16 protein-coding genes, 2 pseudogenes and 1 other annotated feature are annotated in these 21,173 nt (G+C 69.1%); of the genes and pseudogenes, 11 read left to right on the forward strand and 7 right to left on the reverse strand.

Annotated elements, in window-relative coordinates:
• The first annotated feature begins 187 nt into the window (after window positions 1–187).
• The 7 genes from mshD to pstB all read left to right on the forward strand — a co-directional run bounded on the left by mshD (window position 188) and on the right by pstB (window position 8,643).
• On the forward strand, window positions 188–1,171 hold the full coding sequence (mshD, locus tag VV01_RS15455; protein ID WP_050670656.1) for a mycothiol synthase: 984 nt from the start codon (window positions 188–190) through the stop codon (window positions 1,169–1,171).
• A 4-nt stretch (window positions 1,172–1,175) separates the two neighbouring features.
• Window positions 1,176–3,464, forward strand: coding sequence for an RNA degradosome polyphosphate kinase (locus VV01_RS15460; RefSeq protein WP_050670657.1), 2,289 nt, complete (start codon window positions 1,176–1,178; stop codon window positions 3,462–3,464).
• Entirely contained in the window at window positions 3,461–4,414 is a 954-nt protein-coding gene (locus tag VV01_RS15465) for an NUDIX hydrolase (RefSeq protein ID WP_269431134.1), read from the forward strand. The genes VV01_RS15460 and VV01_RS15465 overlap by 4 nt, the downstream gene beginning before the upstream one ends.
• A gap of 241 nt (window positions 4,415–4,655) precedes the next feature.
• A complete protein-coding gene (gene pstS / locus VV01_RS15470) occupies window positions 4,656–5,813 on the forward strand; it encodes a phosphate ABC transporter substrate-binding protein PstS (protein WP_050670658.1) in 1,158 nt (385 codons plus the stop codon).
• Between the two features lie 84 nt (window positions 5,814–5,897).
• Window positions 5,898–6,911: a phosphate ABC transporter permease subunit PstC gene (gene pstC, locus VV01_RS15475; RefSeq protein ID WP_050670659.1), complete on the forward strand. Its 1,014-nt coding sequence runs from the start codon at window positions 5,898–5,900 to the stop codon at window positions 6,909–6,911.
• A complete protein-coding gene (pstA, locus tag VV01_RS15480; RefSeq protein ID WP_050670660.1) occupies window positions 6,908–7,825 on the forward strand; it encodes a phosphate ABC transporter permease PstA in 918 nt (305 codons plus the stop codon). The genes pstC and pstA overlap by 4 nt, the downstream gene beginning before the upstream one ends.
• A gap of 41 nt (window positions 7,826–7,866) precedes the next feature.
• Window positions 7,867–8,643 (forward strand): phosphate ABC transporter ATP-binding protein PstB, encoded by a 777-nt coding sequence (gene pstB, locus VV01_RS15485; protein WP_050670661.1) that lies wholly within the window; start codon window positions 7,867–7,869, stop codon window positions 8,641–8,643.
• Between the two features lie 167 nt (window positions 8,644–8,810).
• Here pstB and VV01_RS23950 read toward each other — a convergent pair whose 3' ends face one another.
• Window positions 8,811–8,981, reverse strand: coding sequence for a hypothetical protein (locus tag VV01_RS23950; RefSeq protein WP_197275061.1), 171 nt, complete (start codon window positions 8,979–8,981; stop codon window positions 8,811–8,813).
• Between the two features lie 136 nt (window positions 8,982–9,117).
• On the opposite strand from VV01_RS23950, the gene VV01_RS15490 reads away from it, so the two are divergent.
• Complete coding sequence (locus VV01_RS15490; protein ID WP_050670662.1) at window positions 9,118–9,387, forward strand: hypothetical protein; 270 nt, start codon at window positions 9,118–9,120, stop codon at window positions 9,385–9,387.
• 164 nt (window positions 9,388–9,551) lie between these two features.
• Here the strand turns inward: VV01_RS15490 and VV01_RS15495 are convergent, their stop codons facing one another.
• Genes VV01_RS15495 through VV01_RS15515 form a run of 5 tightly spaced genes read right to left on the reverse strand, consistent with a single transcriptional unit; the run spans window position 9,552 to window position 17,914 of the window.
• On the reverse strand, window positions 9,552–10,190 hold the full coding sequence (locus VV01_RS15495; protein WP_082221020.1) for a hypothetical protein: 639 nt from the start codon (window positions 10,188–10,190) through the stop codon (window positions 9,552–9,554).
• The gene (gene treZ, locus VV01_RS15500; RefSeq protein WP_050670663.1) at window positions 10,183–11,952 is read right to left on the reverse strand and encodes a malto-oligosyltrehalose trehalohydrolase; all 1,770 of its coding nucleotides are present in this window, start codon (window positions 11,950–11,952) and stop codon (window positions 10,183–10,185) included. The genes VV01_RS15495 and treZ overlap by 8 nt, the downstream gene beginning before the upstream one ends.
• Window positions 11,952–14,396 (reverse strand): malto-oligosyltrehalose synthase, encoded by a 2,445-nt coding sequence (treY, locus tag VV01_RS15505; RefSeq protein WP_050670664.1) that lies wholly within the window; start codon window positions 14,394–14,396, stop codon window positions 11,952–11,954. Before treY ends, treZ begins: the two co-directional genes overlap by 1 nt.
• Window positions 14,393–15,340 (reverse strand): hypothetical protein, encoded by a 948-nt coding sequence (locus VV01_RS15510; protein ID WP_050670665.1) that lies wholly within the window; start codon window positions 15,338–15,340, stop codon window positions 14,393–14,395. The genes treY and VV01_RS15510 overlap by 4 nt, the downstream gene beginning before the upstream one ends.
• A gap of 15 nt (window positions 15,341–15,355) precedes the next feature.
• On the reverse strand, window positions 15,356–17,914 hold the full coding sequence (locus VV01_RS15515; RefSeq protein ID WP_050670666.1) for a DEAD/DEAH box helicase: 2,559 nt from the start codon (window positions 17,912–17,914) through the stop codon (window positions 15,356–15,358).
• A gap of 280 nt (window positions 17,915–18,194) precedes the next feature.
• Here VV01_RS15515 and VV01_RS25025 point away from each other — a divergent pair.
• Window positions 18,195–18,329 (forward strand): annotated as a pseudogene (locus VV01_RS25025) (IS30 family transposase); the annotation flags it as partial.
• A 38-nt stretch (window positions 18,330–18,367) separates the two neighbouring features.
• Here VV01_RS25025 and VV01_RS15520 read toward each other — a convergent pair.
• A protein-coding gene (locus VV01_RS15520; RefSeq protein ID WP_157508689.1) for an IS3 family transposase occupies window positions 18,368–19,611 on the reverse strand; the annotation gives its coding sequence in 2 pieces (ribosomal slippage) (window positions 18,368–19,323 and window positions 19,323–19,611; 1,245 coding nt in all).
• Window positions 19,196–19,324: a sequence feature (AL1L pseudoknot), on the reverse strand. It overlaps the preceding gene by 129 nt.
• A 101-nt stretch (window positions 19,612–19,712) precedes the next feature.
• Here VV01_RS15520 and VV01_RS15530 point away from each other — a divergent pair.
• Both VV01_RS15530 and VV01_RS15535 read left to right on the forward strand, forming a co-directional pair.
• Window positions 19,713–20,741: pseudogene (locus VV01_RS15530) on the forward strand (IS30 family transposase); the annotation flags it as partial.
• Window positions 20,742–20,951: 210 nt separating this feature from the next.
• Window positions 20,952–21,167 carry a hypothetical protein gene (locus VV01_RS15535; RefSeq protein ID WP_050670668.1) on the forward strand — a complete coding sequence of 72 codons (216 nt, stop codon included), beginning with the start codon at window positions 20,952–20,954 and terminating at the stop codon, window positions 21,165–21,167.
• Window positions 21,168–21,173 lie beyond the last annotated feature (6 nt).

Here is a 21,173-nt window from a genome sequence, read left to right on the forward strand (position 1 = left end):
TTCCTTCGGCTGACTCGACGTGATGAACGGCTTGACACCTTCATCCTGTCGCCGCAGGGACCTGCCCGCCCTTAGCTACCCGGCCGTGTCACCAACCTCATGCGCCGCAACAGCTAGCGGCGCGGAGGAGAGCACGAGGCCGTCTCGGCCGAACCTTCGGTGAACGCCGCGTGATGGAATGCCGGACATGCAGCAGTCGACCGCACTCGACCCCGCCCAGATCGATGCCGTACGCGCCCTGGCCGCCGCTGCGACCGCCGCCGACGGCGTCGCTCCCCTCTCCGAGGAGACCTTGCTGTCGCTGGACCGGCAGCCCGGTCCCGACGGCGAGACGGCGACCTACCTGTCGGTCCGCGACGGTGAAGACCTCGCGGCGTACGCCCAGGTGGCTCGTGACGGCTCGGCCGAGATCGTCGTCCACCCCGAGCACCGGCGACGCGGGTACGGCAGGCGCCTGCTCGACGGTGTGATCGGCGTACGGCCCGATGCTCGCGTGTGGGCGCACGGCAACGTCGAGGGTGCCCAGGCGCTCGCCGCGTCAGCCGGGCTGCAGGTCGTGCGCGAGCTGTGGAAGATGACGCTCGACGCCGAGGCACATCCGACGCCCGAACCTGTTGTGCCACAAGGATTTTCGGCGCGCGCGTTCGTGCCCGGGCAGGACGAGCAGGCATGGCTCGACGTCAACGCCCGGGCGTTCGCGTACCACCCCGAGCAGGGTCGGATGACGCTCGAAGACCTGCAGGACCGCATGCAGCAGTCGTGGTTCGACCCGGCCGGACTCATCCTGGTGGAGGACACCAAGGGCGGCGCTCTCGCAGCGTCGCACTGGACCAAGGTGGAGGCTCCCGAGGGTGCACCTGGTCTCGATACGCCCTCCGCCAGCGCTCCGGGCTACTCGGCCGGCGGTGCTAGCGCTCCGTCCGGCTCAACCAGCGCATCTGGCGAGGTGTACGTCGTGGCGGTCGACCCGGCGTACCAGGGCCACGGTCTCGGCAAGGTCGTCACGGCGCTCGGGCTGCGCCACCTGCAGGAGCGCGGCATCCACCACATCGACCTCTACGTCGAGGGCGACAACGCACCGGCCGTGGCGACCTACTCGCGCCTCGGCTTCGAGCGGTCGGCCCTCGACGTGATGTATTCGCGCGGGGTTCACGAAGGCCTGTCACGATAGGGCCATGACCAGCAAGACGGACACCGCAGCGCAGCCCGAGCAGGACCCGGACCAGGACGCGGTGGCCGCAGCGACACAGACCGTTGCCGAGGGTGGCTCGGTGGTGCGGCTCAAGCAGCGCACTCCGCGCGCCCGCGGTGAGAACGGCCGGTTCATCCGCATCGCGCCTGAGCTGGCCGAGGAGGAGAAGGCCCTCCCCGAGGACCGTTTCCTCGACCGTGAGGTGTCGTGGCTGCAGTTCAACGAGCGCGTGCTCCAGCTGGCCAGCGACCCGACGGTGCCCCTACTGGAGCGGGCACGGTTCCTCGCGATCTTCGCCAGCAACCTCGACGAGTTCTTCATGGTCCGCGTGGCCGGCCTCAAGCGCCGCATCGCCGCGGGCATCGCGACCACGTCGGCGTCCGGCCTCGAGCCGCGCGAGGTGCTCGACGAGATCTCCGGCGCCGCGCACGAGCTGATGGGCGTCCACGCCCGCGTCTACCAGCGCCACATCCGTCCCGCGCTCGAGGACGAAGGCATCACGCTGCTGCGTCCGAGCGAGCTGACCGATGCCGACCGCGCCCACCTCGACGACCTGTTCCGCAAGACGATCTACCCGGTGCTCACACCGCTCGCGGTCGACCCGGCGCACCCCTTCCCCTACATCTCCGGCCTGTCGCTCAACCTGGCCGTGCTGCTCATCAACCCCAAGACCGAGCGCGAGCACTTCGCCCGGGTCAAGGTGCCGCCGCTGCTGCCCCGCTTCGTCCAGCTGCCTGACGACGAGGGCGCCGACCAGCTGTACGACGCCCGGTTCGTCTCGCTCGAGGACGTCATCGCCGAGCACCTGCAGCACCTCTTCCCCGGCATGGAGGTACGCGAGCACTTCACCTTCCGCGTCACCCGCAACGAGGACCTCGAGGTCGAGGAGGACGACGCCGAGAACATCCTCACGGCGCTGGAGAAAGAGCTCACGCGGCGCCGGTTCGGTCCGCCCGTGCGGCTCGAGGTCGCCGACGACATGGACGAGCACGTGCTCGACCTGCTCGTCCGCGAGCTCGGCGTGCACGCCAAGGAGGTCTACCGGCTGCCCGAGCCGCTCGACCTGCGCGGTCTCAACATCATGGCCGACCTCGACCGCTCCGAGCTGCGCTGGCCGGCGTTCGGGTCGATGACCCACCCCGACCTCGCCCCGGTCGAGCGGGCAGCAGCACCGGACGTCTTCGCGGCCATCCGGTCGGGCGACGTGCTGCTGCACCACCCCTACGACTCGTTCTCGACATCGGTGCAGTCCTTCATCGAGCAGGCGGCCGACGACCCGCAGGTGCTCGCCATCAAGCAGACGCTCTACCGCACCAGCGGTGACTCCCCGATCATCGACGCCCTCATCGAGGCGGCCGAGGCCGGCAAGCAGGTGCTGGCGGTGGTCGAGATCAAGGCGCGCTTCGACGAGGAGAACAACATCGTCTGGGCGCGCAAGCTCGAGCGCGCCGGTGTCCACGTGGTCTACGGCATGGTCGGCCTCAAGACCCACGCCAAGCTGTGCCTCGTCGTCCGCAGCGAGGGCGACAGCATCCGCCGCTACTGCCACGTCGGGACGGGCAACTACAACCCCAAGACCGCGCGCCTGTACGAGGACCTCGGCCTGCTCACCTGCAACACCGAGGTCGGCGAAGACCTCTCGCGACTGTTCAACCAGCTGTCCGGGATGGCGCCCCGCTCGAAGTTCAAGCGCCTGCTCGTCGCGCCGCGCTCGGTGCGTACGGGCCTGCTGGAGCGCATCGAGGCCGTCACCGACGCCGCTCGTGAGGGACGCCGAGGCCGCATCGGCATCAAGGTCAACTCGCTGGTCGACGAGAAGATCATCGACGCCTGCTACCGCGCGTCGCAGGCGGGCGTCCAGGTCGACATCTGGGTCCGCGGCATCTGCTCGCTGCGGCCCGGCATCGAGGGGCTGTCCGACAACATCCGGGTGCGTTCGGTCCTCGGCCGGTTCCTGGAGCACTCACGGGTGTTCCTGTTCGAGGTCGAGGACGAGGAGCCGACCTGCTACATCGGCAGCGCCGACATGATGCACCGCAACCTCGACCGCCGGGTCGAGGCACTCGTCCGCATCACCGACCCGCGGCACGTCAAGACGCTGACGGCGCTGATGGACGAGGGTGTCTCGGACGACACGTCCTCCTGGCACCTGCAGTCCGACGGCGAGTGGGAACGGCACTTCCTGGGAGCGGACGGTGAGCCGTTGACCGACCTGCAGGCCCACCTCATCGCCCAGTACTCCAAGCGTCGCCGCAAGGCTCGCCGCCGGTGACACCCGCCCTGCCTCGAGCGGCGGGCCGCCAGCCGGTCCGGGCCGCCGGAGCCATCGTGTGGCGGCGCCGCCGCGGCCGTCTCGAGGTGGCGATGATCCACCGCCCCCGCTACGACGACTGGTCCTGGCCCAAGGGCAAGCTCGAGGTCGACGAGACCTGGGCCGGGGCCGCCGTACGCGAGGTCGAGGAGGAGACCGGGCTGCTCGCGCGCCTCGGGATGCCACTGCCGCGAGCGGTCTACCCGTTGCCGCGCGGTGAGCTCAAGGAGGTCCGCTACTGGGCGGCCGAGGCGATCGGTGGCGACGGCGCACTCGAGCACGAGGTCGACGAGGTCAAGTGGGTCACCGAGGCGCAGGCGTTCGCGCGGCTCACGCACGTCCGGGACGGCCTCCAGCTGCAGGCCGTCGTCGACGCCGAACGCCGTGGTCTGCTGCAGACCTGGCCGCTGCTCGTCGTACGCCACGCCGACGCCCTCCCGCGCGGCAGCTGGGACGCCCCCGACCGCGAGCGACCGCTCGACCCGGCCGGCAGCGCCCGCGCCGAGGCCATCGCCCCCCTCATCGCGGCGTACGGCGTCACGCGCGTCATCTCCTCCCCCGCCGAGCGCTGTACGGCGACGGTCGCGCCGTTCGCCAAGAGCCAGCAGCTGGTGATCAAGCCCAAGAAGGGGCTGTCCGAGGAGGGGTACGAGGCCGAGCCGGCCAAGGCGACCTCCCACGTCGACAAGATGCTCGCCCGCGCCGAGGCCACCGCCGTCTGCACGCACCGGCCGCTGCTGCCGGCGATGCTGACCCGCCTCGCCGACCATGCACTGCCCGGGTCGGCTGCGGCGAGCACGCTGTCCGAGCTCGCCTCGGACGGCATCGACAAGGGCGAGATCGTCGTCTGCCAGGTCGTCCGTCGCGGCGTCGAGGCGCGCATCGTCACGGTCGAACGTCACCGTCCCTGATTTGTCCACAACGCCTGCGCCGCGCCGTATGAGTACGGCACGCTCGGTGGTGCAGGCGCCGACACGACGTGGTTCACCCGGCGCTCATGTCGTCGTTGCCAGAACGTGTCCGTGGTCACCGCAGACGTTCACCTCACGTTCACCCACGCGGGGACATCACGTCACACGACCTCCTTACTGTCCAGTCGGCGGGTCAGTGCCCGTCCCCTGCACACCTTGTTCCTCTTGAGAGGTTTCGAACGTGAAGATCACGCGCATCGGCCGTGTGCCTGCCATCGCCCTGGTCGGGGCGCTCGCGCTGTCCGCCTGCGGCTCCGACGACAACACCGGCGGCACCGACGGCGGCGACTCGGGCAACGGCTCGTCCTCCGCCTCGGCTGACAACGGCACCGGCGCCGCGGCGCCCGGCGGCGACGTCGACTGCGGCAGCAAGGCGCTGACCGCCGAGGGCTCCACCGCCCAGGACAACGCCATCCAGGAGGCGATCTCGAGCTTCGAGAGCGTCTGCGCCGACCAGAAGGTGACCTACAACGGCACCGGCTCCGGTGACGGCATCAAGAAGTTCATCGCCGGCCAGGTCAGCTTCGCGGGCTCCGACTCGGCGCTCAAGGGCTCCGACGGCAAGACCGAGGTCCAGGACGCGCAGAAGGCGTGCGGCTCTCCGGCCTGGAACATCCCGATGGTCACCGGCCCGATCTCGATCGCCTACAACCTGCAGGGCGTCGACAAGCTCGTGCTCACGCCGGCCCTGCTCGCCGACATCTTCCAGGGCAAGATCACCACCTGGAACGACCCGCAGATCGCCGCCGCCAACAAGGGCGTCACGCTGCCGGCCAAGCCGATCAAGCCGTTCTTCCGCTCCGACGAGTCGGGCACCACCGAGAACTTCACCAAGTACCTCAAGGGCTCCGCCGCCGCGAAGTGGACCGCTGAGCCGGCCAAGAAGTGGACCGGCAAGGGCGAGGGCAAGGCCAAGACCGCCGGTGTCGCCTCGGCCGTCAAGGGCACCGACGGTGGCATCACCTACGCCGAGTGGGGCGCCGCCAAGGACAACAAGCTGGGCATCGCCCAGATCGACAACGGCGCGGGCGCCGTCGAGCTCAACGGTGAGTCGGCCGGTAAGGCGATCGCCGCGGCCAAGATCGACGGCCAGGGCAACGACCTGAAGCTCAAGCTCGACTACGCCACCAAGGAGGCGGGTGCGTACCCGATCGTCCTGGTGACCTACGAGATCGTCTGCTCCAAGTACAAGGACGCGGCCACGGCCAAGGGCGTCAAGGCGTTCCTGAACCACTTCGCCTCCGAGGACACCCAGAAGGGCATCGAGGAGATCGGCTACGCGCCCCTGCCGGACGAGGTCCGCAGCAAGGTCAGCACGGCCATCAACGCGATTCAGTGATTCACTCGTGTGGTGGGGCGCTTCGTGCTGAAGCGCCCCACCACACGACCGTTTGAGCCAGGTCTTGCAGATAGGTACCCCTCCATGAGTTCCGTGACCGGAGTCTCCGTCGCTGACGAGACGCCTGACCCCGAAGGCCGCGAACGCCTCGCCGGCGACCGCGCCTCCACCGGCCGCCTCGGCGACCGACTCTTCGGCGGCGCCGCCAAGGGCGCCGGTGTCCTCGTCGTCGCCCTCGTGACGCTGATCGGCATCTTCCTTCTCGTCCAGGCAGTCCCCGCGCTCGCCGACAACCACGAGAACTTCCTCACGTCGCAGAAGTGGGACGTCTCCGACCCCGACAACATGGGATTCGGTATCGCCCGGCTGCTGTGGGTGACGGTCATCTCGTCGGTGCTCGCGATGCTGATCGCGGTGCCGCTCGGCGTGTGCATCGCGCTGTTCATCACCCATTACGCCCCGGGCTGGCTCGCGAAGCCGGCCGCGACGCTGGTCGACCTGCTCGCCGCAGTGCCGTCGATCGTCTTCGGCCTCTGGGGAGCATTCGTCGTCGGCCAGTACTTCGAGCCAGTGCAGGACTTCCTCGTTGCTGTTGTTGGTTGGTTCCCGCTCTTCGAGAGAACCGCCGCGACTGCGGCCAGCACCATCGCCTTCGTCTCGGTGATCCTCGCGATCATGATCCTGCCGATCATCACGGCCCTCTCGCGCGAGGTCTTCGCCCAGACGCCGCCCGCACACAAGGAGGCCGCGCTGGCGCTCGGTGCCACCAAGTGGGAGATGATCCGCACCGCGGTGCTGCCGTTCGGCAAGCCGGGCGTCATCTCGGCCGCGATGCTTGGTCTTGGCCGAGCCCTCGGTGAGACCATCGCGGTGCTGTTCATCGTGTCGTCGCTGCCCGACGGCGCCCCGTGGAGCTGGTCGATCTTCAACGGCGGTGAGACGTTCGCGTCCAAGATCGCCAACAACGCCGGCGAGTTCGACTCGCCCTCCAAGACCGGCGCCTACATCAGCGCGGGCCTGGTCCTGTTCATCCTGACGTTCGTCGTCAACGCGATCGCCCGGATCGTCATCGAGCGCCGGAAGGCCTTCACCGAATGAGCACCATCGAGACCGCAGAGTCGCTGCCCACGACGAGCAAGGCGTCCGGCCTCGGACCCAAGTCCTCCGGCCGTGCCATCAAGGACCGCGTCGCCACCGGCGTGATGTGGCTGGCGTTCCTCGTGGCCATGGTGCCGCTCGTCTGGATCCTCGCCACCGTCATCATCAAGGGCGGCCATCTGCTGCTCACCGCTGACTGGTGGACGCACTCCCAGCAGGGCATCACCAACCGCGAGGAGGGTGGCGGCGCCGTCCACGCCATCCAGGGCACGCTGCTGCAGGCGGCGGTGACCGCGCTCATCGCGGTGCCGATCGGCGTACTGACCGCGATCTACCTGGTCGAGTACGGCGGCGGCAAGTTCAAGCGCGCCGTGAGCTTCATGGTCGACATCCTCACCGGTGTGCCGTCCATCGTGGCCGCGCTGTTCATCTACGCCGTGTGGATCACGACGTTCGGGTTCAACCGCATGCCGTTCGCGGTCTGCCTCGCCCTGGTGCTGCTCATGGTGCCGGTCGTCGTCCGCTCCACCGAGGAGATGCTCAAGCTCGTCCCCAACGAGCTGCGCGAGGCGTCGTACGCGCTCGGTGTGCCCAAGTGGAAGACCATCACCAAGGTGGTCCTCCCGACCGCGTTCTCGGGCATCGTGACGGGCGTCCTGCTCGGCCTGGCCCGCGTCATGGGTGAGACCGCTCCGCTGCTGATCCTGGCGCCGTACTTCCGGTCGATCTCGACCAACCTGTTCGACGGCCTCATGGGCACGCTGCCCACGATGATCAACGCCGGCCGCGACAACATGGCCATCGAGGCCAACTCCGAGCGCGTCTGGGCCGCTGCCTGCACGCTGATCGTCCTCGTCCTGGTCCTCAACCTGCTGGGCCGGCTCATCAGCCGGTTCAACAAGCTCGACCGCTGACCGCCCCTCCCCCGCAGACCACGCAACAAGGAAGTAACCACATGGCCAAGCGCATCGACGTCAGTGACCTGAACGTCTTCTACGGCGACTTCAAAGCGGTCGAGGGCGTCACCATGACGGTGGAGCCCCGCTCCGTGACCGCCTTCATCGGCCCGTCGGGGTGCGGCAAGTCCACGTTCCTGCGCACGCTCAACCGCATGCACGAGGTGATCCCCGGCGGCCGGGTCGAGGGCAAGGTCATGCTCGACGACCAGGACCTCTACGCCGCCGACGTCGACCCGGTCGGCGTACGCCGCACGGTGGGCATGGTCTTCCAGCGCCCCAACCCGTTCCCGACGATGTCCATCAAGGACAACGTCGTCGCGGGCCTGCGGCTCAACGGCGTCAAGGACAAGAAGACACTCGACGAGACCGTGGAGCGCTCGCTCAAGGGCGCCAACCTCTGGAACGAGGTCAAGGACCGCCTCGACAAGCCGGGCGCCGGCCTGTCGGGCGGTCAGCAGCAGCGGCTGTGCATCGCGCGCGCCATCGCGGTGTCGCCGCAGGTGCTGCTCATGGACGAGCCGTGCTCGGCGCTCGACCCGATCTCGACGCTCGCCATCGAGGACCTGATCAACGAGCTGAAGGACCAGTTCACGATCGTCATCGTGACGCACAACATGCAGCAGGCGGCGCGCGTCTCGGACCGCACGGCGTTCTTCAACCTGGCCGCCACGGGCAAGCCGGGCAAGCTGATCGAGATGGACGACACCACGACGATCTTCAACAACCCCAACGAGAAGGCGACGGAGGACTACATCTCCGGTCGCTTCGGCTGATCGACAGGCCGGTGAGCATCGACGAGGCGCTAGCCGAGGCGGCGCGAAGCCGGCCGCGGAGATCAGCCAAAGGGCACGGCTGAGGGTTCTCCCGGCCAACAGACACGGCCCGTCACCGCGACTGCGGTGGCGGGCCGTCGTCGTACGCGCGGGTCGTCGTACGCAGGTCAGTGCTGTGGGCGGATGCCGAGCAGCTGGTCGATCTCGGAGAGCGACAGCCGGCCCACGCTGCGGCGGGCGGCAGCGACCAGCACCGCGACCAGCTCGATCTCGTCGTCGAGGTCGGGGTCGTTGACGTCGTCCTCACTGCTGGGCGAGGAGACGATCACCCGATTCATAGGTTCAGAGTAGGCGCCTCATACCGTATGCAGGGCCGTAGCGGTGGATGAACGATCGGTGCACTGCTCGTGATCACTGTCACGATCGCCTGCGCGGAGTCGGTCATCCGACCGGGTCGGGCGCACAATGAACCACGTGGGTAAGGGCAAGGAGCGACGGCAGCAGCTGCGCGCTCAGCTCAAGGAGCTGAGCCACAAGGAGATCAAGGCCGAGGTCCCTCGTGAGGAGCCGGACGACGACGGCACCCACGAGAAGGGCAGCTTCGCCTACGGTTACTGCAAGACGTGCGACTGGCAGGGGCATGCGCGCAGATCACGCGACAAGGCTCGCCGTGACGCGCTCGAGCACAAGCTGACGTGCAAGGGCAAGCACCCGGTACGGATGGCGACCACCGACGAGAGGTAGAGCGTCGGGCCGGGAAGCGCCTCACGGCGCACGGCCGCTCGTGGCGGCGTATTTTGGGACCCGGGGCTACCGCGGCCCGACGCACGAAAGAGGCTAACTGCTCGGCGGCGTGATGTGTTCCCGCCCAGCCGGGCGTGCGGCGTACGTCACCCCGGTGCATCCCCTCACTCCAGGTGACCGACGCGCCACAGCTGAGCGCATCGTTGCAGGTCAGAGGCGGTGCCGATGAGGGCCGACGCGCTGTGGGTGGCGGCTTCGGCGCGAGGTTCGTCGTGGCCGTCGTGGTCATCCGCACGGTGGGCGCGCCCGACCGAGACCACCCGGCAGAACGCCGCAGCCCGCTCCAGCGCCACCGCGAGGTCGCCCTCGAAGACACCGCGCAGGATCTCGTCGCCGAGCCGCTTGATCTCCTCGGGCCCGGGCGGTTCGGCGGCGCCCGCGACCGCGTGCGAGACGTCGGCGTGCCGCATCCCGGCGTCGTAGTCGGTCGAGGCGCCGACCGGGTCGCGGTGGACCCACTCGCGCAGGGTGTAGAGCCGCCACAACGCCCCCGGCAGCGTGGCCGCCGGCCGGGCCGCCCACAGCTCGGCGACGGTCGACAGACCGAGCTCGTCGACGAGGTGCACCAGCCGCGTACGGACCTGCGGGTCGTCGGTGGCGCGTCCGGCGCCGACGAGGACGGCTGCCGTCTCGTGGGCGACCTCGCGCACGTCGGCCGGGTCGGGTGCCTGGCCCTCGATGTCCATCTGGTCCGGGGGCCGGTACGCCGGGCGGCGGAACCGCGGACCCGTCTCGTCAGCCACGGCTGCGCTGCTCCATCAGGTGGGCCTCCGTGCCGCCGTTGGGTCCGCGGACGACCACACCGTCGGGGTGGATGGCCTCGGTGCCGTCGGGCAGCTCGGACGTGCCGCGGGAGCCGAGCACGACCTCTCCGTGCGGCAGGTCGAGCGGGACGTCGGCGGCGGAGAGGTTGAGGACCACGGTGTGCGCGCCGCGGCGTACGTGCACGACGCCGCCCTCGCGCGTGACCGCGGTCGACCCCAGCGCCGAGCTCTGCAGGTCGGGGATCGCACGCCGTAACCGGATCAGCCAGCGGTACCAGTGCAGCAGGTCGTCGTGCTCGGGTTTGGTGAGCTCGTCCCAGCGGAGTGTCGACGCGATGGCGGTCTGGGGGTCCTGCGGATCGGGCACCGAGCCCTGCCAGCCGTGCTGAGCGAACTCGGCGCGCCGGCCCCGCGAGACGGCGTCGGCGAGCTCGGGCTCCTGGTGATCGGTGAAGTACTGCCACGGCGTCGAGGCGCCCCACTCCTCACCCATGAACAGCATCGGCGTGTAGGGACCGGTGAGCAGCAGGGCCGCCCCGCAGGCGAGTCGACCGGGACTCACGAGGTGCGAAAGTCGTTGTCCTGCAGCGCGATTGCCGACCTGGTCATGGGTCTGCAACGACGCCACGAACCGCCACCCCGGGGTGCCGGGCGCGACGGGACGGCCGTGGTGGCGACCCCGGAACGACGACCACGTGCCGTCGTGGAAGAACGGTGTGTTGAGCACCTTGGCGAGCGCGTCGACGTCGGCGAAGTCGGCGTAGTAGCCCTGCGTCTCGCCGGTGAGCAGCACGTGCAGCGCGTGGTGGACGTCGTCGGCCCACTGCCCGTGCACGCCCATGCCGCCGAAGCCGTGCGCGGCCCGGGGCACGACCGTACGAGGGTCGTTGCGGTCCGACTCGGCGATCAGCTCCAGCCGCCGGTCCAGCGCGTCGGACAACGCATCGACATGAGCGCTGAGCTCTTCGAGGAACGGCTGCGCGCGGGCGTCGTACAGCTCGTGGACGGCGTCCAGCCGCAACGCGTCGACGTGGAAGTCGCGCAGCCACGACGTGGCGTTGTCCAGGAGGTAGCGCCGGACCTCGTCGCTGCCGGCACCGTCGAGGTTGACCGCCCAGCCCCACGGCGTGGAGTAGCGGTCGGTGAAGTAGGGCCCGAACTCCTGCAGGTAGTTGCCGCTCGGCCCGAGGTGGTTGTGGACGACGTCGAGGCAGACGCCGAGCCCGCGCTGATGGCACGCGTCGACGAACCGCTGCAGGGCGACCGCTCCGCCGTAGGCCGCGTGCACGGCGTACGGGCTGACGCCGTCGTAGCCCCAGCCGCGCTCGCCCGGGAACGCCGCGACCGGCATCAGCTCGACGAGCGTGACGCCGAGGTCGACGAGGTGGTCGAGGTGCTCGGCTGCCGCGTCGAGCGTGCCCTCGTCGGTGAACGTGCCGACGTGCAGCTCGTAGATGATCGCGCCCTTGAGCCATGAGCCCCGCCAGTCGGTGTCGTGCCAGTCGTAGGCGTCGAGGTCGACGACCTCGGACGCCTCGTGGGGGCCGTCCGGCTGGCTGAGCGAGCGCGGGTCGGGGCGCGGGTCACCGCCGTCGAGTCGGAACGCGTAGCGGCTGCCCGGCCGGACGGCGGCGTCGCTGGTCCACCAGCCGTCGTCGCCGCGGCACATGGGGTGATCGGCTCCGTCGAGCACGAGACGCACGTCATCGCGGGTGGGGGCCCACACGCGAATCGGCTGCATCAGGCCTGCCTCTCCAGGAGGGCCACCGGCGACGACGCAAGCAGGTCGGCGCAGGCCGGCGGCCCGTCGAAGTCGTACTGACGGCCCGTGAGCAGGTCGCGCCACGAGCCGGGCTCCAACTCGACGGTAGCCCCCGACCAGCCGCCTGTGCGGGTAAGGCGCCCAGCCGCTCGTGTCGTGAGAACGGCGATGCTCGTACGCCGACCGCGGCCGAGCGCGCCTGCGATCCGCCCGGGCGCGTGCTGGCGGACGAACCCGACCAGGTGCTCGCCGGCGCTCACCAGCGGTGTGTACGACGCGTCGGCGCCGAACGCCTCAGGCGCGCGTCGGCGCAGGTCGAGGGTCGTACGCACGAGGTGGGCCTTCTCGGCGGAGACGCTGGTTGAGCCGGACGAGGCGCTAGCCGAGTCCGTGTCGAAACCACGTGACGTCACGGGAGACGTGAGCTCACGCAGCCGGCCGTAGTCGACCGGACGACGGTTGTCGGGGTCGACCAGCGAGAGGTCGACCGCCTCGCAGCCCTGGTAGGTGTCGGGCACCCCGGGCAGCGTGAGCTGCAGCAGCTTCGCGCCGAGCACGGTGGCACGGATGGCGTCGGCATTGGCCGCGACCGCGGCGTCGATCGCCTCGCGCACCGGGCCACCCCGTGCTGCGGTGACGGCGAAGTCGATGACGCGCTGCTCGTACTCCTCGTCGCCGTCGACCCAGGCGGTGTGCACCTTGGCCTCACGCAGGGCCTTGCGCAGGTAGTCGGCCAGGCGTTCGTCGCTGATCTCGCCGACACCGGCGAGCGTCTGCCAGACGAGGTGACCGGTCGGCAGGTCGACGCCGGCGTCCGCTGCAGCGTCACGGGCGGCTCGCGAGCAGGCGTCCCACGCGTCCGGGTCTCCGGCGAGCGCGAGGATGCGGGCTCGTACGTCCTCACTGCGCTTGGTGTCGTGCGTCGAGAGGGCGGTCATGCCGAGCGGCCAGTGCCGCTGCTGCCAGTCCGCCCACTCGTGCAGCGCGCCCGGGGTCGCGTCGGCGACCACGGTCGGGTCGCCGCCGACCTCGTTGAGCGCGATCAGCCGGTGCCAGCGGTAGAACGACGTGTCCTCGATGCCCTTGGCCATGACCGGGCCCCAGGTCTGCTGCAGGCGGATCCCGAAGTCCGTGGCCGCGAGGTCGTCGTCGGCGAGCGTCGTGAGGGGTACGAGCGCGCCCAGCTCTCGCTCCAGGTCGGGTCGGGCGGCGATCGCCTCGGCGAACGCGTCGCGGATGCGGCGCCGCGTCGTACGGCTCGGGCGGTGCTCGGGGCGCACGTAGGCGCGGTAGACCTCGCCGGCCACCAGCAGCTCGACGACCGCCTCGCGCAACCGGTCGGCGTCGAGGTCGGGCAGTGCCTCGCGGGCCCGGCGGGTCAGGCGCTCGACCTCGGGCGCCAGCGACTGGGCGACGACCTGCCGCTTGGCCTCCTCGACGGTGACCTCGAACGACGGCTCGCCGTCGGCCTCGACCCAGGTGCGGTCGAGCGTCGGCGCGCCCTGCGGGTCGGTGAGCGCGACCTGCACAGCCCGCAGCGCGTCGTACCCGGTGGTGCCCGCGCACTTCCAGGCGCGCGGCAGGCGTTCGCCGTTCTCGAGGATCTTCTCGACCCAGATCGGGGTGCCCTTGACGCAGGCGGCCGTGAGTCGTTCGAGGTACGCCGTCGGGTCGGCGAGGCCGTCCGGGTGATCGATGCGGAACCCGTCGATGAGTCCGCGGTGGTGCAGGTCGAGCAGCAGCGCGTGGCTGACGTCGAACACCTCGGGCTCCTCGACCCGGATCGCGATGAGGCCGTCGACCTCGAAGAAGCGGCGGTAGTTGAGGACGTCGTCCTTGTCGCGCCAGCTCGTGAGCCGGTAGTGCTGGCGCTGCAGGATCTCGCCGATGTTGTCGCCGGTGTCGGTGCCGAGCGCGACCGGGTAGACGTGGTCGTAGTAGCGCAGGACGGGTTCGCCGTGATGCTCGTCGAGGCGGATCTCGTTGTCGCTCAACGCTTCCAGGGTCGGCTTGCCGAGCACGGGCAGGCCGATGCGACCCCCGCCGGCCTTCCAGTCGATGTCGAACCAGTCAGCCGTGGCGGCGTCGCGCCCTTCCTTGAGCACCTGCCACACCTGATGGTTGTCGGGCGTCTCGAACGCCATGTGGTTGGGCACGACGTCGACGACGACACCCAGGTCGTAGGCGTGCGCACGCTCGACCAGCTCTTCGAAGCCCTCGATGCCGCCGAGCTCGTCGTTGACGTGGCTGTGGTCGGTGACGTCGTAGCCGTGCATCGACCCCTTGACCGCCTGGAGGATCGGCGAGAGGTAGAGGTGCGAGACCCCGAGGTCGGCGAGGTGGTCGACCTGGGCAGCGGCGTCGGCGAACGTGAAGCCGCCGTGCAGCTGCAGCCTGTACGTGCCGGTCACCGCCCGGGTCATGGCCGCTCCTTCACGTTCGTCGTCCACGAAGGTGGCTCGCCGGCGAGGACCTGCTTGAGCGTCGTTCGGTCGGAGGCGACCGCTGGGATGGACGGCCAATCTCGTTGAGCAGCAACAGAGGACAACACGCTGTGCATGCGTGCCAGCCACATGGCAGGGCGCTGCTCTCGCGCAGCGCCGAGGTAAGGCCCTGAAGCATCGCGTACGTCGATCCACAACGTCGGCGTGCCGAAGTCACTGTCCACATCGACGAGCGCCCGAGACTGCCCTTCCCCGACCTGCCAACGGATCACGTGATCAGTGGGATCGCATGAGGCTCGCCAGGTTCGCCACTCATCTGACCGAAGCATCCCGGCGAACTCATCGACGACCCGGCCCAGGATCGCTCGAGCTTGGGCGTTGACCAGAAGCAAGGCCTGTTGTTCCTCAGGGGCCACCGCGGATACCTGGTGCTTCCTCGCCACAAGTCCTTCCAGGGTGATCTTGCCCGCCACGCTCGGTTGCCGGTCCTCGAAGTGGCCCGAGCTCAGAACGTGCTCCAAGAGAGCGACGATGTTCCCCCGAGCGACCCGCAGCACGTCGGAGGCGGGCACGGCCGTAAACAGCTCTCCGATCGCTGGGAATGACCTCGCCCTCACGGCGTACGACCTCGCCGTCTCATCGGACAAGAGATACCCCGCCTCCGGTGGAGGCCAAGACGGATCTGACCAGCCCTCCGCCTCGTTGATCACCGTCCAGGTGTCACGGTCAATCGCGCCCACTTCGAGGTCTGTGACCCCGCGGTAGCGCACCAGCGAGATGAGGATGGCCGCGCGGTCGTCGTACATCGCCCAGGTCGGGCATCGCGTGCCCTGGTAGATCTTCGGCAGGCTGCCTTGCGCCCACGCCTCTTGGTTCAGCGGACTGATACCCAGGTCGGCACACACTTCGGCCCACCAGTGCACGATCGCTGGGTCGGCTCATGAGTCCATCCGGTTGAGCCCGAGCACGACGATCACCGCGGTGCCGGCCTCATCGGACGCGGCCAGCGGCACCTCGGCGTCGATGCCCCAGTCGCCGTCGCCCTCCGGGTCGTCGATGACCTGGCGGACCTCCCACTTGTCGCTCTGCTCACGGATGCGCAGCATCTTCGGGCCGCGTGCATCAGGCCCGGTGCGCATCTCGTCGTGCTCGTCGAAGTACATGGAAACGTCCTCGTACCAAGCGCTTTCGTCCATGACGGTCTCGGTCGGCGGGTCGGTCGACTCGGCGGCCGAGCGGTCGAGAGCGGCCAGCTCGGGGTACCGGCGCCGCGAGGCGAGCTCGACCTTGCGGAACATCGCGTTGCGCACCTGGACCTTGAACGCGCGCTTGTTGGCGGTGACGGGGCGCACTGCCGCCGGGTCTCGATACGACTCCGCTAGCGCTCCGTCTACTCGACCAGCGGCGTCGGGGTTGGTCAGCTGCTCCCACTCGTCGAGCAGGCTGGAGTCGGTCTGGCGGATCACCTCGCCGAGCCACTCGATGACGTCCTCGACCTCGTCGGTCTTGCGGCTGTCGGGCACGGTCTGGCGCAACGTCCTGTACGCATCGGTCAGGTAGCGCAGCACGATCCCCTCCGAGCGGGCGAGGTCGTACTGCTTGACGAGATCGCCGAAGCTCCAGGCGTTCTCGTACATCTCGCGCACCACCGACTTGGGCGAGAGGGCGTTCTCGCCGACCCACGGCTGGCCGCTGCGGTAGGTCTCGAACGTCGCCTCGAGCAGCTCGTCGAGCGGCTTGGGCCAGGTGACCTCCTCGAGCAGCTCCATGCGCTCCTCGTACTCGATGCCATCGGCCTTCATCTCAGCCACGGCCTCGCCACGCGCCTTGTACTGCTGGCCCATGAGGATCGGGCGCGGGTCGTCGAGGATCGACTCGATCACCGAGACGACGTCGACGGCGTACGAATCTCCCTCAGGATCAAGGACATCCAGCACCGCGAGCGCAAATGGAGCGAGCGGCTGGTTGAGGGCGAAGTTGTCCTGCAGGTCGACAGTGAGCCGCACCTGTCGGCCGTCGGGCTCGGGCACCGACAACTTCTCGACGACGCCCGCCGCGAGCAGCTCGCGGTAGAGCGTGATCGCCTTGCGGGAGAGGCGGTGCTGCCGGCGTACGTCCTCGTGGTTGTCACGCAGCAGACGGCGTACGCCGTTGAACGGATCACCTTGGCGTGCAACGAGATTGAGCAGCATCGAGTGCGTGATGCGCATGCGTGACTGCAGGGCCTCGGGCTGCGCGGCGACGAGTCGGTCGAACGTGTCCTCCGACCAGCTGACGAAACCCTCGGGCGGCTTCTTGCGCTGGACCTTGCGCTGCTTCTTGGGGTCGTCTCCGGCCTTGGCGAGGGCACGGGCGTTCTCGATCAGGTGCTCGGGTGCCTGGACGACGACCGAGCCGCTCGTGTCGAAGCCCGCGCGGCCCGCACGCCCTGCGATCTGGTGGAACTCGCGTGCCTTGAGCACCCGTTGGCGGGTGCCGTCGAACTTGGTGAGGCCGGTGAACACCACCGTGCGGATCGGCACGTTGATGCCGACGCCGAGCGTGTCGGTGCCGCAGATGACCTTGAGCAGCCCCTCCTGCGCCAGGGTCTCCACGAGTCGCCGGTACTTCGGCAGCATGCCCGCGTGGTGGACGCCGATTCCGTGTCGTATCAACCGGTTCAGCGTCTTGCCGAAGCCCGCGGCGAACCGGAACCCGCCGATCAGCTCGGCGATGCGCTCGCGGTCCTCCTTGCTGGCGATCTTGAGGCTCATCAGCGACTGGGCGCGCTCGAGCGCGTCGCGCTGGGTGAAGTGCACGACGTAGACCGGCGACTGGTGGGTGGTGAGCAGCTCTTCGAGCGTCTCGTGCAGCGGCGTCATCGCCCAGGTGAACGACAGCGGCACGGGGCGCTCGGCGGTGGCGACGGTCGCGGTGGGCCTGCCCGTACGCCGGGTGAGGTCCTCCTCGAACATCGTCACGTCACCGAGGGTCGCCGACATCAGCACGAACTGCGCCTGCGGCAGCTCCAGCAGCGGCACCTGCCAGGCCCAGCCGCGGTCGGGCTCGGAGTAGAAGTGGAACTCGTCCATCACGACGAGGCCGACGTCGGCGGCGCCACCCTCGCGCAGCGCGATGTTGGCGAGGATCTCGGCGGTGCAGCAGATGATCGGGGCGTCGGCGTTGACCGCGGCGTCACCGGTGAGCATGCCGACGTTGTCGGCGCCGAAGATCTCGCACAGGGCGAAGAACTTCTCGCTCACGAGCGCCTTGATGGGTGCGGTGTAGAACGACACGCGGTTCTCGGCGAGCGCCGCGAAGTGCGCGGCCGTCGCGACCATCGACTTCCCCGAGCCGGTCGGCGTCGCGAGGATGACGTTGGCCCCGCCGACGATCTCGATGACCGCTTCTTCCTGGTGGGGGTAGAGCGTGAGCCCGCGCTCGGTCGCCCACCTCGCGAACGTGTCGTACAGCGAGTCGGGGTCGGGCGGGTCGGGGATGCGGTCAGTCAGGTCCATGTCACGACCCATCCTCGCTCACGAACGCCGATCGGCCACCTCTCCCCACGCCCCCACCGGCAAAAGTTGGCGAGCCGCACACGTATACCTGGGCGGGCTCAGGTGGTTCGCGCAACGCCTGTGATGAAAGGTCAGGTGTTGCAGCATGTTTCGTCCTCGTCGTGGGAGGCCGCCGGTGCCGTGGGAGCGGCGTCGGCTGTTTGAACCGCCCCGGGTCTGGTGGAGGGGCGGGCTCAGGTGGTTCGCGCAACGCCTGTGATGAAAGGTCAGGTGTTGCAGCATGTCTCGTCCTCGTCGTGGGAGGCCGCCGGTGCCGTGGGAGCGGCGTCGGCTGTTCTGGGAGGCGTTGGCCGGTGGTGAGTCGGTCGCGGCCGCGGCGGCCGCGGCGGGCGTGTCCGATCAGTCGGGGTATGTGAACCGCCCCGGGGTTTCCGGACACTTCGTGTTGTGTCTCTACCCGGACGGGATGAGACGGTTTCGTGCAGCGTAGTGGGCTGATTCGACCTCGATGGGTGTCAGGTCGTCGATGGACTCGTGGGGTCGGTCGTGGTTGAACCAGTGGACCCACTGCAGGGTGTCGAGCTCGACGTGCTCGACATCGCGCCACGGCCCGTCGGGACGGATCAGCTCGGTCTTGTACGCGCCGATCTGGGACTCAGCCATCGCGTTGTCGTAGGCGTCGCCCACCGAACCCACTGATGGGTCCACGCCGGCGTCAATCAGCCTGGTAGTGAAGGCGAAAGAGGTGTACTGGCTGCCGGCGTCGGTGTGGTGCACCAGCCCGGTCAGGTCGTCCACGCCGTGCTGGCGGCGTGACCAGATCGCGTGCTCGAGGGTGTCCAGCACCAGCTGGGTGCTCATGCTGGTGGCCGCGCGCCAGCCGACGATCATCCGGGAGTAGACGTCGATGACGAACGCGACGTAGACGGTCCCGGACCAGGTCGCGACATAGGTGAAGTCAGCGACCCACAGCCGGTTCGGGGCCGAGGCGGTGAAGTCTCGCTGGACCAGATCCGCCGCTCGGGCATCGCGCGGGTCAGCGATGGTGGTCCGCACCTGCTTGCCCCGCAGTGCGCCCTGCCAGCCGTTCGCGGCCATCACTCGCTCCACGGTGCACCGGGCCACGTCATGGCCCTGCCTGCGCAGGTGCAACCACATCTTGCGCGCACCGAACCGGGTCACGAACCGCTGCTGACGCGCGGACCGGATCAGCTCGCCGACCTGCGCATCGCGCAGCGTCCGCGCTGAGGGCGCCCGATCGCGGGCCTCGTAGTACGTCGACGGGGCGATCTTGACGCCGTGCTCGCACAGCACTCGACAGATCGGCTCGACCCCGAACTCCTCACGATGAGTGTCGATGAACTCGGTCAGTACCTGGGTGGGCGGTCGAGCTCCGCCGCGAAGAAAGCCGACGCTGACTTCAAGATCTCGTTCGCCCGGCGCAGCTCGGCGTTCTCCTTCTTCAACGCCCGGATCTCCTCCAGCTCCTGGGTCGTGCGACCCGGTCGGGTCCCGCCATCGACCTGGGCCTGGCGAACCCACTTACGCAGGGTCTCGGGAGACCCGATGCCCAGTCGAGCCGCGATCGTGCGGATCGCTTCGAACTCGCTGGTGTACTCGCCGGCGGCGACTGACTCCGTCACCATCCGGACCGCACGCTCCCGCAGCTCACGCGGGTACTTCGAGGGACGTGCCATGACTTCATCCTCCAGTAATGAAGTCTCCGGACATCCCGGGGCGGTTCAATGTGTGGTTGGCCCAGTCCGGTGGTATTCCTCCGAGGGTGAGTGAGTCCGGTGGGCGCCTGAGCCTGGAAGATCGAGCACAGCTGCAGTGGTTGCTCTCACAGCAGCCGCGTCCGTCGTTGCGGGCGATCGCGGCGCAGCTGGGGCGGGCGCCCTCGACGATCACCCGGGAGCTGGTCCGGGCCGGGGTCGATCCGAAGGACCCGGTCGGTTATCAGGCCGCGCGGGCGCAGCGCCTGGCGCAGGACAACGCGCGGGCCGCCGGCGCGGCCCGGCACGCGGGTCGGCCGTTGAAGCTGAGCCCGGGGAGCCGGTTGTGGGCCGAAGTAGTCTCGGGGCTGAAACAGCGGCATAGCCCTGAGCAGATCGCTCACCGGCTGCGCACGGACTTCCCTGACGATCCGGAGATGCGGGTGTCGCACGAGACGATCTACCAGGCGCTGTACGTCCAAGGGCGTGGCAGCCTGCGCGCGCAGGTCGGTGACGCGTTGCGGTCCGGGCGGGCCCGGCGGATCCCGCGCGGCGCGGCTCGGGCCGGCAAGCACGCGAAGATCGTCGGGATGGTCAACATCAGCGAACGTCCTGCCGAGGCCGATGACCGGGCCGTGCCCGGCCACTGGGAAGGCGACCTGATCATCGGCGCCGGCAACCAGTCAGCGATCGGGACCCTGGTCGAGCGATCGACCCGGTTCGTGATGCTGCTGCACCTGCCCAACGGGCACACCGCCGAGCAGGTCGAGCAAGCCATGACCGCCAAGATCATGACCCTGCCCGAACACCTACGCCGGTCACTGACCTGGGACCAGGGCAGCGAGATGGCCCGGCACGCCAGCTTCAGCCTCGCCACCGGCATCCCGGTCTACTTCTGTGACCCGCGCTCACCCTGGCAACGCGGCAGCAACGAGAACACCAACGGCCTGCTACGCCAGTACTTCCCCAAGAGCACCGACCTGTCCCTGCACGGCCCCGGCATCCTGGACAACGTCGCAGCAGAGCTCAACGGCCGCCCCCGCAAGACCCTCGGCTGGGCCACCCCAGCCGAGAAGCTCAACAAGCTCCTCAACCAGCAAAACGTTGCGTAAACCGCTTGAGACCGCCCTGTGCTGCTCGCCAGCTTTTGCCGACGGCGCGACGAATCTCGTCTACCCGGTACTCCATGCACTGCCGACCAGACAGACTTCGCCGCATGTCGTACGAATCTCGTCTACCCGGCAGTCCATGCACTGCCGACCAGGCGAGATTCGCCGGAAATCGGGTGGCAGCGACCGGCGTACGACGTCACGCTCGGGCGCATGAACAGACCTGAGGGGTTCGAGTACGACGACCGCGGCGACGAGGTCGTCATCTTCCACCACGGCCGACGCGCCACCGTGCTGCGCGGACGCCGCGCCGCGCACTTCCGGGAGGACGTCGAGTCAGGTGACGACCAGGAGCTGATGGCGCGGGTCACGGGCAACTACAAGCGCGGCAACGAGCGCACCGCCAAGAATCACCCGCGCAACCGCTGAGCGCCT

Source organism: Luteipulveratus halotolerans, assembly GCF_001247745.1.
GTDB classification, from domain to species: domain Bacteria; phylum Actinomycetota; class Actinomycetes; order Actinomycetales; family Dermatophilaceae; genus Luteipulveratus; species Luteipulveratus halotolerans.